Raw genomic sequence first — 15801 nt, forward strand, 5'->3', positions numbered from 1 at the left:
ATTACTTAATATATAGTATTTACTATCTTATTTAGATTATTCATTTGCGATGATAAGACATTAACTATAAGGCCATTTAGTTTTTAACTGTTATTATCTTTAGAATATGAAAAATATTTTTTTCCCCAATACAATGCTACATTTACTAATCCTATCATTACAGGTACCTCAATTAGTGGTCCTATTACTGCTGCAAAAGCTACCTTTGACTCAATTCCAAATACTGCTACTGCAACAGCTATTGCTAGTTCAAAGTTATTGCTTGCAGCTGTAAATGATAATGTGGTAGTTTTATGGTAGTCTATGCCTGCTTTGTAACTTATATAGAATGATACAGAAAACATTGCTATAAAATAAATTATAAGAGGTATTCCTACTTTAATTACATCTAAAGGTAGTTCTACAATATATTTGCCCTTGAACATAAACATTACTATGATTGTAAATAATAGAGCTATTAAAGCTAATGGACTTATTTTAGGAATAAACTTTTTTGTATACCACTCTGTTCCCATTTTAGGTTCTAATATAAGTCTAGTGAGCATTCCTAATAAGAAAGGTATTCCAAGATAAATTGCAACAGATATGGCCACTTCGCCCATTGAAACATGAATTTCAAATCCTGTAAGTCCAAAAATAGGTGGTAACACTGTAATAAAGAAATAAGTAAATATAGAATAAAATACTACCTGAAATATAGAATTAAAAGCAACTAGCGCTGCTGCATATTCGTTATCTCCGTCTGCTAAGCTATTCCAAAGAATTACCATCGCTATGCATCTAGCAAGTCCTATAAGAATAAGTCCTGTCATTAGTTCTGAGTCAGATTTTAAGAATACAAATGCTAGTATAAACATTAAAACTGGTCCTATAACCCAATTTTGTACAAGTGATAGCCCTAATACTTTAGGATTTTTAAATACCTTACCAAGTTCCTTATAATTTACTTTTGCAAGTGGTGGATACATCATAACTATAAGTCCTATAGCTATTGGTATAGATGTTGTTCCAACTGATAATTTTGCTAATCCTGATGAGAGTGATGGTACTCCCCATCCTAATAATATTCCCAGCGCCATGGCTGCAAATATCCAAAGAGTTAAATATCTATCTAAAAATGATAATCTTGAAGATTTATTACTCAATATAACCGCCTCTTTTCATTATTTATTTACTTCCCTTATAAAACTTGTATCCTCCTGAAAGGTTATATACCTTTTTATATCCATGATTTATAAATATATTTTGTGTAGCATTACCTGTAACACCTTTGTTACAATAAGTTACTACTACTGAATCCTTATCTACATTTTCCATAGATTCTCTTAAATTACTATGAGGTATATTTACTGCATCTTCTACATGAGCTTGATCATATTGTTTACTTACTCTTGCATCTACTATTTGAACTTTTTCATTTTCTGTTACAAGTTTTCTTAATTGTTTTGGTGTTATAATTTTCCTATTATTGTTTAGTGCATTATCTAATATCATTCCGGTATAATGAACTGGATCTTTTGTAGTTGAAAATGGTGGTGCATATGCAAGGTCTAAATGAAATAACTCATCTACCTTAGCTCCATAAGTTATTAAAGTAGCAAATACATCTATTCTTTTATCAACTCCTTCATATCCAACAATTTGAACTCCTAATATTTTTTCTGTATTTTTATCTGCAATAGCTTTTATAACCATTTCTTTTCCATTAAAATAAGCTGGTTTATCTGGCTTTATGTTGTGGCATATCTGAATTTCATAACCTTCTTGTATTGCTTCTTTTTCAGATAATCCAGTATTTGCAATAGTCAAATCAAATAATTTAAATATTCCTGTACCTAAATTTCCTTTATACTCTAAATTTCCATTTGTAGCATTATCACCAGCAATTCTACCTGTTTTATTAGCAGTAGAACCAAGTGGTTTATATACTGGTTTTCCTGTTATGCTAGAAAAAGTTTCAATGCAATCACCACAAGCATAAATATCAGTTATATTAGTTTCCATTTTATTATTAACTTTAATGGCTTTAGTTACACCAACTTCTATTCCTGCTTCTCTTGCTAGCTCTGTATTTGGTCTAACACCTGTTGCCATAATCACCATATCACTTTTAAGTACAGTATTATCATTTAAAGTAACACTTTCATCATCAATCTTTACAATGGTTGAATTTTTAATAATATTTATGTTTTTCTTTAATAATGTATTTTCTAAAAATAATGCCATATCTTCATCAAGATTAGGTGTTATTTTATTTTGCATTTCAACTATAGTTACATTAATTCCATCACAAATTAAATTTTCTAACATTTCAAAACCAATAAACCCAGTTCCTACAATTACTGCATTTTTAGGTTTTTTATTATCTATATAATCTCTTATATTTCTGGCACTTTGGACATTTCTTAAGAAAAATACATTATTTTTATCTATACCTTCTATTGGTGGAACAAATGGTGAGGCTCCTGTTGCGATTATTAATTTATCATAATTGTCTTTAAAAACCTCATTAGTGCTAAGATTTAGAACACTCACTTCTTTTAAATCTGAATTTATATTTAATACTTCATGTCCTGTAAAAACGTCAATGTTATATTTCTTCTTGAAAAATGAAGAATCTCTAGGAGTTAATTCACCGATATCTTCTATTTCTTTACCTATATAATAAGGTAATCCACAGCCAGAATAAGATATATCTCTATCTTTTTCGTAAATTACAATCTCTGCATCATCATCATTTCTTCTTGCCTTTGCAGCTGCCGATGTTCCTGCTGCAACTGCCCCTATAACTAATAATCTCAAATTTCCACCTCCAAATATTACTTTATACTTCTAAGGCATCTTCAAAAAATAATAGACCAACATGACGCAAAATATACTAAGCATCTTTGGTCTATTATTTTCTTTCATGTGCCTAATTAATTAATTCCATAAGTTTTTCACCTTTTACTTCATCACATTTCCATTCTATAACTCCAAAATTACCATTAGATATTTCATCAACTTTATTTATCCATTTAACTTCATTACTAGCTTTTGCTTTTAAAATATTATTAGTTGTATTAGTAGCATAAAGACTTGAATTTATAACCCACCATTTACTATAAATTTCTGCTCTATTTAAATCTTGTTGTAGTCTCATAGCTTCATAAACTGGTGTTGTTTCAGCTAGTGTTACAATGATAACTTCAGTTTCTTTTTCATTCTTTAATTTTGGAAGGAGCTTTATAACTGAATCAGGTATATCCCCTTCTGATCTTGCAATTTCTTTATTATAACTTTCAGTTGAATCTAAAAGTAGTAGTGTATGACCTGTTGGTGCTGTATCAATAACAACAACTTCATTTTCTGATCTTTCAACTATTTCAGCAAATGCTCTAAATACTGCAATTTCTTGAGTACAAGGTGATCTTAAATCCTCTTCAATATAAGCAATATCTTCATCACTCATATTGTTTTCCCTTGCTTTACCTAACACTTCTTCTCTGTATTTTTCAAGTTCTTCTTTTTCATCAATATTACTTAATGAAATTCCATAGCTTTCATCTAATACAAAGTTTAAATGTCCTGCTGGATCAGTTGTTGTTAAATGTACTTTCTTACCTTTTTTTGATAATCCAAGTGCAATTGCAGCAGCTATAGTAGTCTTACCTACTCCACCTTTTCCCATTGTAAATATTACTTTCTTATTATTTTTATATAAATCTTCAATAATACTATTTAATTTTGGTATTTCAGTTACATTTAAATGTTCATTATCTACTATAGTATAACTACTTTTCAATAATGATCTTACATTTTCAAGTCCTGTTACATTATAAGGTCTTAGAGGAATTTCAAAAGGTTCAATATTCTTTAATCCTTCTGGCATATCTTTTAATGCTTTTTGTTGCTTATCATAAATAGATTTAGATAAATAATCATCACACTCTTGAAGCACACCATTTACAATTAAAACTTGATTTGTAACTCCTATATCTTGAAGTTCTTTAGATGCTCTTTCTGCCTCTTTTAAAGGAGTTACTTCTGGTCTTGAAACAAGTATAAGTGTAGTTTTTTCTTTATCAGCTAAAGTATCAACTGCTTTTTTATACATTTCTTTTTTATCCTCTAATCCAGCAAGTTGACCAAGACATGAGGCTCCATGAGTACTTTCACTAATAAAGTTACTCCATGCTGAAGGTAATTGAAGCATTCTTAACGTATGCCCTGTTGGTGCTGTATCAAAAATGATGTGATCATATTCATGTGATACACTTTTATCCGTTATCATTGATGAAAATTCATTAAAAGCTGCTATCTCAACTGTGCATGAACCAGAAAGTTGCTCTTCCATATTATTTAATACAGCTTCAGGTAACTTACCTCTATAAGGAGCTATAACACTTTCCTTATATTCAGCTGCTGCATCTTCTGGACTGAAATTTGCTACCACTAAATTAGGAACATCCTTTATTGCAACCCCCTTATTATTTAATTCAGTATTAAATACATCTTGAAGATTTGAAGCTGGATCTGTGCTAACAAGCATTATTTTCTTTCCTGCATCTGCTAAAGTAACTGCCACTGCACAAGCAGTTGAAGTCTTCCCTACTCCACCCTTGCCTGTAAAAAATAAATATTTTGTTAAATTTAACTTTTCTAAATCAAATAACTTAAACATCTTTATCATTCCTTCCTATATTTCTTTCTATATTTCTTTCTATAAAGCATATTAAAAAAACGCTTTGTTTTAAAATAGTGTTGATATTATTATATAATAGCAAACTGGCATTGAAATTTGCTTTGTAGAACAATATCAACACTCTGCTAAAACATAGAGCAAGAAATTAACAGCATCCACCTTTGCAGTTGCATTTATTAGGTCTTTTTATATTTACCTTTAAATATTCTTCTGGTATATTTAATAAATTACAAAATTCTCTATTAGTTGGATAACCTCCTAATTTAACTACCTTTCCATCTACCATAATAACTGGAAGAGCATTAACACCCTTTGTCATTAATATTTCATTTATAGTTTTATTATCTACAAATATTTGAGGATTACTTGTAAGATTATATCTTTCAACTAATATTCCTTTACTTTTTAAAGTATTTAGTACTGTTGCAACTCTTAATAACTCAGGATTTACACCTGGTCCACAAACACCAGTTGAACAACACATAGCTGGATCAAATATTATCATTTTTTTCATTTACATTCACTCCTTATTATATCTCGCATAACATACGCTAAACGGATTGTTTTGATTTACAGGTACAATTGGATTTATCCTTACAAATACATTCTTCTGTTTCTGTTACAAGATTCATTAAAAATAAAGTTAACTTGTTGCAATTATTAACATTTAACTGATAATAATTCCAAAGTCCTTCCTTTCTGACTTGTATAATTCCAGACTCAATTAATACTTTCATATGATGCGAAAGTGTTGGTTGAGTAAAGTCAAAATATTGTAGAATATCACATGCACACTTTTCACCACAAGATAATATATCAATTATTTTTAGTCTACTAGAATCAGATAATGATTTAATAATTCTTGCATTTTCTTCATAATTCATCTTCATTCAAAGCCTCTCTATATAGATATGTGTCTATATATAATATAGAACACTATCTATGTATTGTCAACTTAAAACTATTAAACAGGTGCATTGTTTTTATAATATCGACTAATATCTATATAATTAATTTATGATTAGAATTAATTTGTGTTACTAAATAGTATTATGAAAATTTATAATAACTATACATCATTTTTAAATTTGGCTCTGTTTTAAAATAAAAACAAACTATCAAATAACTAAGTAGTTTGCTTTTTCATTTATCTATATAAAACATCTCCAAATAAATAATTCATTTACCTTTTCCTTAAAAATTATTACAAAATAAAAATCATATTAAATTATTTTTAATTATTTAATTCCATATTAGCAGTACTAATATTTCATCTCAAGTTTGCTTTATATTCTTTATATTGTGAATATTTTTGCATTTTAATTATGCTCTATTTTTATTCTTAAATTGGTCAGACCAGTGTGTTTTTTATTATTATATTTTATTTACTTTAAATTACTCACTCATCATACCAAAAATGTTAATTGACCATTTAAGTCCAAGTATTTACTATGTGTATATAATAAATGTTTTGGCTAGCCTATACAAAATTGCTTATAGGAGATGTAATATGGAAAAATTATTTTTAAAGAAATTTTTAAAAAGTATATTCTCAGATACATTTGAAATACAGTTCTGGGATAGAACCACCGAAAAAATTGGTGAAGGAGATATAAAGTTCAAAATAATAATAAATGAACATCTAACCAAAAGTGATATTTTAAAAGATCCATTCCTGACTTTTGGTGAAGCATATATGAATAACGTTATAGACTTTCAAGGTAATATTGAAGAAATTATAGAATCCGTTTATAAAAATAAAGATAGTTTTCTAAATAATGCTTCACTATTTGAAAAACTGTATAAAATCACAAAAAACTCCATAAAAAATAGTAAAGAAAATATACACCACCACTATGACTTAGGTAATGATTTCTACAAATTATGGTTAGATAAAACCATGAGCTATTCTTGTGCCTACTTTAAATCATCTAAAGATTCCTTATATGAAGCTCAACTAAATAAAGTTGATCACATCTTAAAAAAATTAAATTTACATTCAGAACAAAAACTATTAGATATAGGCTGTGGCTGGGGAGAACTTATAATAACTGCTGCCCAAAAGTATGGTGTTAAAACACTTGGAATAACTTTAAGTGAGGAACAATTTAATAGAGTAAATGAGAGAATAAAAGAAAATAGTCTTGAAAATCAAGTAGAAGTTAGATTGATGGATTACAGAGAATTATTAAAAACAGGTGAAAAATTTCATAGAATTGTCAGCGTAGGAATGCTAGAACATGTTGGTCGAAAAAATATTCCTATTTATATGAATACTGTACATAATTTATTAGAAGAAAATGGAGTATCTCTACTTCATTGTATAACTGCTCAAACTGAAAGTGAAGCAAATCAATGGATTAAAAAATATATATTTCCTGGCGGATATATACCATCCATTAGAGAACTAGTTTATGATATGCCAGAAAATGATTTGCATTTAATAGACTTGGAAAGTTTAAGACTACATTATGGTAAAACATTAGAATGTTGGGCTAAAAACTTTGAAAATCATTTAGATCAAATTAGAAAAATAGGTTTTGATGATAAATTTATTAGAATGTGGAGATTGTACCTAAATTCTTGTGCTGCTTCATTTAATTATGGAGTAGTAGATTTGCATCAATTTTTATTCACAAAAGGATTAAATAATGAATTACCTATGACAAGAGAGAATTTATATGCATAAACATATTTTTTTATTTCAGGTGTAGGTTTTGACACCTTCTGAACTTAGAAATTATTATTCATAAGCGTGTAATAGCCGTTATCTCCGCCTTGCAGACGTAGGAGTATTATGAGTAATAGTTATTAAATAAGGTGATTTGTATATGAAAAAGGAGCTATTTCAATAAACTGATACCTATAGACTAGACAATTTTAAAAATGCGTTTAGTACCCTTTTTAAAATTGTCCTTTTCATAGATACAAGATTATAGTACTCTCTTTTTTTAATTGTCCTTGACAAAGGTATCAGATTAAACTGGCATGTTCGCTAGTTTTAATTTATATAATATCCTTATTCATAATTTCTAGCAAACAACTTATAGTTGTAGTAACTTAATTACTACAACTTTTTTTGGGTACCATATAAATATTTTTTTAGTCCATTATAGGTTTCATTACTAATTATATGTTCAATTTTGCAAGCATCTTCTTCTGCAATTTCTGGTTCTACTCCAGCAATTTGCTCAAAGAATTCTGTAAGTATCTTATGTTTTTCATATATAGTTTCTGCTTTTTTTCTTCCGTTTTCTGTTAATCTAATAAGTGCCTCGTTGTTCATTTCAATATACCCAAGCTCCTTCAAAAGTTTTACAGCACGGCTCACACTTGGTTTACTATAATTTAATTTCCTTGCTATATCAATGGAACGCACTACTCCTTTTTCATTCTCAAGTATCAAAATGGTCTCCAAATAATTCTCTTTTGACTCATGTGATGTAAGTTTCTCAACCATATATATTTCACCTTCCATTCATATAATATACTATATACCGATATACTAAAATAATACTAATGCATTATCCCAGTTAAATTATTTTATCTTCATAAATTTATTTTTTAGAAACCATCTCATTTTTAAAAGGATTATTTTCTTCCATATTCTCATTAACCATCTCCAGCCTAATCTTTATTTAACCTTTTATGATAATTGTAAATTAAAAATTCAACTAACATTATAAGATTTGGGAAAAAAGTATTGGGCATTATATTTCTATCATCTAACTTATTAATATCTTCTATTTTAAAGCTTATATCTGCAAGTTTGCTTACACTATTATCATCTTCATTAGTAAATGAAACTACTTTTATACTATTTTCTTTTGCTGTTTTAACTTTATCTAAAACTAACTTTGTTTCTCCTGATTTCGAAATTATAATCATACACATTATATCATCTAAATTATTTTCAAATACTCCAACAGAATCTGTTCCGCTTGAAATAATACATTTTTTACCAAGAACTAATAATTTCTTATATACATATTCTGCTATTATTCCAGAAAATCCAGTTGCATATATAAACAAAAATTTATGACTATGTTCCATCAAAATATCAACAAACTCTTCGATTTGTTTTTTAGAATTATACTGCATAAATATCCCATTAGCAGATTTTTTAATAAATTCATTATCTTCATCATATTTTAAGCTAGTCCTTTTAGCTAATGACATTAAATTATATTGCATATCTATAAATCCAGTGTATCCCATTTTTTTTGATAATCTCATAATCGTTGAAGTAGATGTAAAATTATTTTTAGCTATTCCTCTAACCCCTAATTCAATTACATTATCTATATTATCCAATATATATTTGAGTACCTTTTCTTCTATTTCTGTTAACTTTTTATCATTAATTATTTTTGAAATATCCATAAAAAATCTCCTTTTGTCTTGTTTTTATTCTTTGTTTATAAAAATTTTAATAGTTAACTACTATTTTTCTCATATTGATTTACTACTTAAATAATTTGTTCTGTTTCAATATGATATTGATATTGTTTACATTAACTAACTCAACAATATTAACACAATTTCAATAAAGAGCCAAATAATTTAATACTTTTAGTATCTTAATATTTAAATAGCAACATATAATTAAATTTTATATAAATCAAATAAAAACTTCAATCATCTTTTAAAAGATATTCACTCAAAAATATTTATGTATATATTGCTAATAAAGTATTATTTCATCTTTTCCTGCTTCAACTACCTTGTTTATCATGGTAGTTATATTTTTAATTTTTTCTGGATTAGTTACTAAAATTCTATTCTGTTTTTTTGACTTACATTTTAAAAATTCAAACATAATTTCTCCTAAATAATAATTAGGAACCTCCTATTCTTTATTCTATTTAACAAAACACATATTGATTAAAATAATAAAGCGATTATAATAATCGCTTTATTATCTTACTATTACTTTAATTCTGGCCAATATCCTTTGTTAGCCTCAATTAAATCATCCAATATTTTTTTAGCTTGTAATGCAGATTTTACTGTTTTACTCATTGTCAATGCCATAACAGCTTTCTCATATGATCCTTCGAGTGCTGCATCAACTATTAATTTTTCTGTTGCAAATTGTTGTTCAATTAATCCCTTATAAAAAGTTGGAATTTGTCCCATTCTAACAACTTCTGGACCTTCATTTGTAATATAAGCTGGAACTTCAACCATTGCATCATTCGATAAATTTTCAACAGCACCATTGTTTTCAACAATTACTAAAAATCTCTTTCTTAAGTTGAAAGCTAATGACATTGCAACTTCAACAATAAATTGTCCATGAACTCCAACATAAAATGATGATAAATCAACTTTTCCTGTATTCTTATATTCTTCAACAGCATCAAATAATTTTTTTTCTCTACCCTCAATAACTTCATTTGCACGAGTGTGATTTTTATCCATATGTTCAACTACATGATCACCTAAAAGATAATATTGCATATATGGATTTGGAATATACTCTGGAAATAATTCCATCATGTATTGAATATTTTTAAAATTCTTAATCCATGATTTATCTGAATGTTGAACATCAACTTTACTCATATTTTCAACTAACAAGCCATGTTTAATAGCATGTTTTCTTACTTCATCAGTTCTGTCAACTCCTTCAACCATAACCTTAGTAAACCAACCAAAATGATTTAGTCCAAAATAATCTACAACAAGTTTACTTCTATCAACATCTAATATAGCAGCCATATTTCTTATAGTTCCAACTGGCATATCACATATATTCATAATTCTTGCATTAGGTCTTAATCTTTTCATAGCTTCTGCCACAACTGCAGCAGGATTAGAATAATTAACTATCCAATAAGTCTTTTTTGCATATTTTTCAACTAAATCTATTAATTCAGCCATTGGGAAAATTGTTCTTAAGCCATAAGCTAATCCTCCTGGACCACATGTTTCTTGTCCTACTACACCATATTTCAGAGGAATTTTTTCATCCAATTCTCTCATTTTATATTTTCCAACTCTCATTTGTGCAAATATAAAATCGGAATCCTCAAAAGCTTCTTTTGGATCTGTAGTTACTACTAATTTTAATCCTGGTTGAAATTCTTTAATAACTTCTTTAGCAATAATAGCAACTTTATCTTGTCTTTCTCCATCAATATCATACATTCTTAATTCTTGAAGTGGAAACTGTTCCTTATTTATTAATAAACTTTTTACTATTCCTGGTGTATAAGTACTTCCGCCGCCTGCTATTGTTAATATAAATTTTTTCATAATAATTCACCAATCCTTTATTTTTTATTTTTATTATTCTGATATTAATCCTAATTCATCATCAACTTCTTTTCTAATCCCTGTTACTTTCAAACCATAAACAACTTGTACATTTTGACCTTTTATAATAACTCCATTTGCAGCTGTTTCACTTTTTAATATTACTTGATCAACAAGCGAAGAGTCTTTAACTATTAATCTCAATCTTGTATAACAATTATCAACCTTTTCAATATTTTCTTTACCACCAAGAGCTTTAACTATAATTGAGGCTAAATTATTATTTGCTTTTTCCCCATTCTTCTTTTCTTTATAATCACTCTTTGTATAAAGTTTAGTTTCTTCTCCTTCATCTTCTCTACCCGGAGTCTTAAGTTTAAATTTCTTTATTAAGAATTTAAATAATAAGTAGTAAATTATAAAATCACCTACTCCTATAAGTAGATACATTGGCCATCCTGTTTTCTCTATTCCTAATGGTAAGTTATATAATAGAAAATCTATTATTCCATTTGGTCCTATAGCTCTAACTCCAAATACATTAAGAACAACCATACTTAGTCCACTTAGTATACTGTGTATTACGAACAATATTGGTGCAACAAACATAAATGAAAATTCTATAGGTTCTGTAACTCCAGCCAAAATTGATGTAACCGCTGCTGGAATTAATAAAGCTTTTATCTTTGCTTTATTCTTAGGTAATGTAGTTTGATACATAGCTAAACATGCTCCAACTAATCCAAACATTTTTGCTAATCCTCTAGCATCCCAAATAACACTAGCAGACAATTGAGTAACACTTGGATCTGCCATTTCTGCAAAATAAATATTCCTAGCTCCTTCAAAAACTTGTCCTCCAATTTCAGCAACACCACCTAATGAAGTGTATAAAAACGGAGTATAAATTAAATGATGTAATCCAGTTGGTATTAACAATCTCTCTAAAGCACCATAAATAAATATTCCAAAATTACCAGACGCATTTATAAAATTACCCAAACTCGAAATACCATTTTGAACTACTGGCCATATATAGCTAAGAATAACTGCTAAAATAACCGTTACTGGTATTAATATAATGAAAACCAATCTAGATCCGCCATAAATCTGAAAAGCCCCATTAAATTCTTTTTCACAATATTTATTATGTATTAGAGCAACAACAACTCCTAAAATAATTCCTAAGAATACCCCCATATCAAGAACCTGTATTCCTAATACCATCGCTTGACCAGAACCTCTTAACTGATCTTGTGGAACTAACCTCTTAGTTATATCTAAAAATATCTTCATAGCATTTATAAATACTAAGAAAACAAGCAATGATGTAAATCCCGCTTCCGCTTTTTTCTTTCTTGCTAATCCAATAGATAAACCTACACAAAAAATTATTCCTAAATTTATTAATATTGATACTAAAGATCCTGATAACATCTTTCCAAACCCATTCACTATATCATTTTTTAAAAATGGTATATATTCTGCTAATCTTGCATTAGTTAATATATTTCCGAAGGCAATAATTATACCTGCTATTGGTAGAATTAAAACTGGAACAAACATTCCTTTTGAAAATTTTTGAAGAGAATCCATTATTTTCTGTTTCATTATTTTACCTCCTTATAATAAGATAATTTCTCGAGAAACCCTTTACAATAATGATTATACTTTCTCATTATTTGTTTGTATATGTTTTAGGACAGTAAAGAAACCTGTTACTTAAATTAATAACAGGTTTTGAAAAAAGACTAGATGATTATTTATTTAATATACTTTTTTCTAAACAATTTCTATTACATTACATTTATTGTTACAAAAGTAAAAGCACAAAAAGAGATCTTGCTTTTTAAACTAAACCTCTTTTTGTACTTTTATTAAGATTTTAAATATTATTGAACAGTATACATTCCTTTACTCTCCATATACTTAAAGATAGATTCTCCATGTTTTTGTTCTTCTTTTTGTATATGATTTAATACGTCACGAACCCCAGTATCTCTAAATTCAAAAATTGTAGTATCGTAAGTCCCAGAAACATATTTTTCTGTCATTAATAAATCCGAACATATGTCCTTATCAGATATATTACCTCCTGCTGTTTGATTATTATTCATATTTTGCATAGGGTTTTGATTTTGCTGCTGATTCATTTGAGGAATATTCCCGCTTAGCAATTGATTAATAGTGTCAAGGTGAGTTCTTTCCACCTGCTCATTAACTTTACATATTTGTTTTAATTGATTGTCTTGAGCTTGATTTGCATAATTAGAATACTTTTCTATACAAATTTGTTCATGACTTTTTTGATCCTCGAGTAACATTCTTTCTTTTTGTGTTAAAGTTATATTCATAATAGAACACCTCCTATTATATTTTGTATAACTTTTATCTTTTTATACATTGAAATACTACATTAGTATTTTTATTTATATTCTAAATAATCCTTGTAAAAATAATTTATTGAACTTAAACCTTCAAGGGGTACCTCTTATTAAAATAAAATATACGTATCATCTTTGACTTGTTATTTTCTTTCATGTGCCCTATTCCAAATCACTAATAATCTTTTTTACTATAGGATCAAATATTAACTCTAAACTTTCATTAATATTTTCATATCCACATTGTGATAAAGTACTTATGCTATTCAACATAGGAAGTTCTCCTAAAAGCTTCAAATCCATTTCTTTTAAAAATTTATCAGTACTTTCCCAAAAGAATTACAATCTGACATAAAACCATCTCCCAATTTTATTAGCATTTGCCAATATTATATTATTCATAATTTTTGTTATTGTCAAATGCTAATAATTAAATGATCAAATGAAAAAATCATCCAAAATCTTAAGTTTCTTGGATGATTTTCTTATTAACTAAGAACTCTGTTTATTTAAAATACGTATTATATTTCAGTAATTATTGGTAAAACCATAGGTCTTCTCTTCATTTTTGTATATACAAAATTATCTACTTCTCTTCTTATACTATTTTTTATTTCTGACCATTCAGTTACATTATTATCAAGACATCGCTCCACACTTTTAACAACTATTCTCCTAATATCTCTAATTAATTCTTCAGAATCTCTAACGTATACAAAACCTCTTGTAACAATATTTGGTCCAGATATTATAGTTTTATTTTCTCTATCTATAACTATAACCACTGTTATAATACCGTCTTCTGCTAATTTCTTTCTATCGCTAAGTACAATATTACCTACATCTCCTACTCCCATTCCATCTATAAGAACTCTTCCTGATTGTACCTTACCAGCTACTTGTGCTTTTTTTCTAGCTAATTCAAATACATCTCCTGTTTCTAGTATAAATATATTTGATTTATCCATGCCCATATCTTCTGCAATTTTAGCATGGTTTATTAAGTGCTTATACTCACCATGTACAGGTATAAAGAACTTAGGTTTTAATAATGCATGAATCAATCTAAGCTCTTGCTGACAAGCATGACCTGAAACATGTATATCTTCTATTGCTCCATAGATTACATTCGCACCCTTTTGGGTTAAATCATTTATAACACTAGACACGGCCTTTTGATTTCCCGGTATTGGACTTGCTGAAATAATAACCATATCTCCATTTTCTATTTGAATACTTCTATGAGTTCCGGATGCTATTCTTGTAAGTGCTGCCATTGGTTCGCCTTGGCTTCCAGTAGTAATTATTGTAACTCTCTCATTTGAATAATCTTTAATTTTATTTAAATCTATTATCATTTCTTTTGGTATAAATAAATATCCTAGTGATATAGCAACTTCACTTATTTTTTCCATACTTCTTCCACTAAAAGCAATCTTTCTACCATTTTTTATAGAAGCATTCGCAATCTGCTGAACTCTATGAATATTTGATGCAAATGTAGCTACTATTACTCTTCCATCTGCCTTAGTGAAAAGATTTTCTAAAGCTTCACCTACAGTCTTTTCTGACATTGTGTAACCTTCATGAAGAGCATTAGTACTATCAGCCATTAAAAGTAATACACCTCTCTTACCTAGCTGTGCATATCTTTGCATATCCATGGTTTCTCCGCCAATTGGAGTAAAATCAATTTTAAAATCACCAGTATGAACAATTACTCCTACAGGTGTATGTAAAGCAATAGAGCAACTATCTGCTATACTATGATTTGTTCTAATAAATTCAACTTTTAAATTACCTAGTTCTATAATATCACCTGCATTAACCATATTTAATGTGCAATCATTAAGTATATTATGCTCTTGTAATTTACTTTCAATTAAACCTAAAGTTAACTTTGTTCCATATATAGGCGCATTAATTTGTTTTAACACATATGGCAATCCCCCTATATGGTCTTCATGTCCATGAGTTATAAAAAACCCCTTTACCTTATCCTTATTTCTTACTAAATATGTTACATCAGGGATTATAAGATCAATTCCATAAAGATCTTCATCTGGAAATGCTAATCCACAATCTATAATTACTATCTCATCTTCATATTCAAAGGCAGTTATATTCTTACCTATTTCCCCCAAACCTCCAAGAGGTATAACTTTTACTTTACTTTTACTTTTACTTTTATTGTTATTTATAATTTTCACTCCTAATTTGTAACTAAGTGTATAAAGGATAGAACTTAGCTACTACTAAATTTTTTATTATGCATATAAAAGAAAATAACAAGTTAAAGATGCTATCGATATCTTGTACAACTGCAATCTCACCGCTTATCTATTAGCTAATTTTAATAACACAGTATGATAAAAAGTAGATTAACATACTGATTTTTTATTTTTTTGAATATGCCTTATATAATTATAACCTTTTTTTCATAAATTTATTAGTAAAAAACTTATTATTATA

The 15801-nt window shown here is 28.0% G+C and carries 13 protein-coding genes; 1 reads left to right on the forward strand and 12 read right to left on the reverse strand.

Going from position 1 to position 15801, the window contains the following annotated elements:
* Window positions 1-83: 83 nt before the first annotated feature.
* The 5 genes from arsB to BM027_RS15285 all read right to left on the reverse strand — a co-directional run bounded on the left by arsB (window position 84) and on the right by BM027_RS15285 (window position 5574).
* On the reverse strand, window positions 84-1145 hold the full coding sequence (gene arsB, locus BM027_RS15265; RefSeq protein WP_090093719.1) for an ACR3 family arsenite efflux transporter: 1062 nt from the start codon (window positions 1143-1145) through the stop codon (window positions 84-86).
* Window positions 1146-1167: 22 nt separating this feature from the next.
* Window positions 1168-2802: an FAD-dependent oxidoreductase gene (locus tag BM027_RS15270; protein ID WP_090093721.1), complete on the reverse strand. Its 1635-nt coding sequence runs from the start codon at window positions 2800-2802 to the stop codon at window positions 1168-1170.
* Window positions 2803-2914: 112 nt separating this feature from the next.
* Complete coding sequence (arsA, locus tag BM027_RS15275) at window positions 2915-4663, reverse strand: arsenical pump-driving ATPase (RefSeq protein WP_090093723.1); 1749 nt, start codon at window positions 4661-4663, stop codon at window positions 2915-2917.
* 166 nt (window positions 4664-4829) lie between these two features.
* The gene (gene arsD, locus BM027_RS15280) at window positions 4830-5198 is read right to left on the reverse strand and encodes an arsenite efflux transporter metallochaperone ArsD (protein WP_090093724.1); all 369 of its coding nucleotides are present in this window, start codon (window positions 5196-5198) and stop codon (window positions 4830-4832) included.
* A 37-nt stretch (window positions 5199-5235) separates the two neighbouring features.
* Window positions 5236-5574, reverse strand: coding sequence for an ArsR/SmtB family transcription factor (locus BM027_RS15285; RefSeq protein WP_090093726.1), 339 nt, complete (start codon window positions 5572-5574; stop codon window positions 5236-5238).
* A gap of 620 nt (window positions 5575-6194) precedes the next feature.
* Between BM027_RS15285 and BM027_RS15290 the strand changes: the two genes are divergently transcribed.
* Entirely contained in the window at window positions 6195-7373 is a 1179-nt protein-coding gene (locus BM027_RS15290) for an SAM-dependent methyltransferase (protein WP_090093738.1), read from the forward strand.
* 378 nt (window positions 7374-7751) lie between these two features.
* On the opposite strand, the gene BM027_RS15295 is transcribed toward BM027_RS15290, so the two are convergent.
* From BM027_RS15295 to BM027_RS15320, 7 genes are all read right to left on the reverse strand, one after another.
* Complete coding sequence (locus BM027_RS15295; protein ID WP_090093740.1) at window positions 7752-8144, reverse strand: metal-dependent transcriptional regulator; 393 nt, start codon at window positions 8142-8144, stop codon at window positions 7752-7754.
* A gap of 167 nt (window positions 8145-8311) precedes the next feature.
* On the reverse strand, window positions 8312-9067 hold the full coding sequence (locus BM027_RS15300; RefSeq protein WP_090093742.1) for a MurR/RpiR family transcriptional regulator: 756 nt from the start codon (window positions 9065-9067) through the stop codon (window positions 8312-8314).
* A 301-nt stretch (window positions 9068-9368) separates the two neighbouring features.
* Window positions 9369-9503, reverse strand: coding sequence for a hypothetical protein (locus BM027_RS18755; protein ID WP_278320254.1), 135 nt, complete (start codon window positions 9501-9503; stop codon window positions 9369-9371).
* A 110-nt stretch (window positions 9504-9613) separates the two neighbouring features.
* A complete protein-coding gene (locus BM027_RS15305) occupies window positions 9614-10945 on the reverse strand; it encodes a 6-phospho-alpha-glucosidase (protein ID WP_090093744.1) in 1332 nt (443 codons plus the stop codon).
* A 33-nt stretch (window positions 10946-10978) separates the two neighbouring features.
* Entirely contained in the window at window positions 10979-12556 is a 1578-nt protein-coding gene (locus BM027_RS15310; protein WP_341465533.1) for a PTS transporter subunit EIIC, read from the reverse strand.
* A 281-nt stretch (window positions 12557-12837) separates the two neighbouring features.
* A complete protein-coding gene (locus tag BM027_RS15315; protein WP_090093748.1) occupies window positions 12838-13299 on the reverse strand; it encodes a spore coat protein in 462 nt (153 codons plus the stop codon).
* A 551-nt stretch (window positions 13300-13850) separates the two neighbouring features.
* Window positions 13851-15539 (reverse strand): ribonuclease J, encoded by a 1689-nt coding sequence (locus BM027_RS15320; protein ID WP_090093750.1) that lies wholly within the window; start codon window positions 15537-15539, stop codon window positions 13851-13853.
* Between the last annotated feature and the right edge of the window lie 262 nt (window positions 15540-15801).

Source organism: Clostridium uliginosum, assembly GCF_900112485.1.
GTDB classification, from domain to species: Bacteria; Bacillota; Clostridia; order Clostridiales; family Clostridiaceae; genus Clostridium; species Clostridium uliginosum.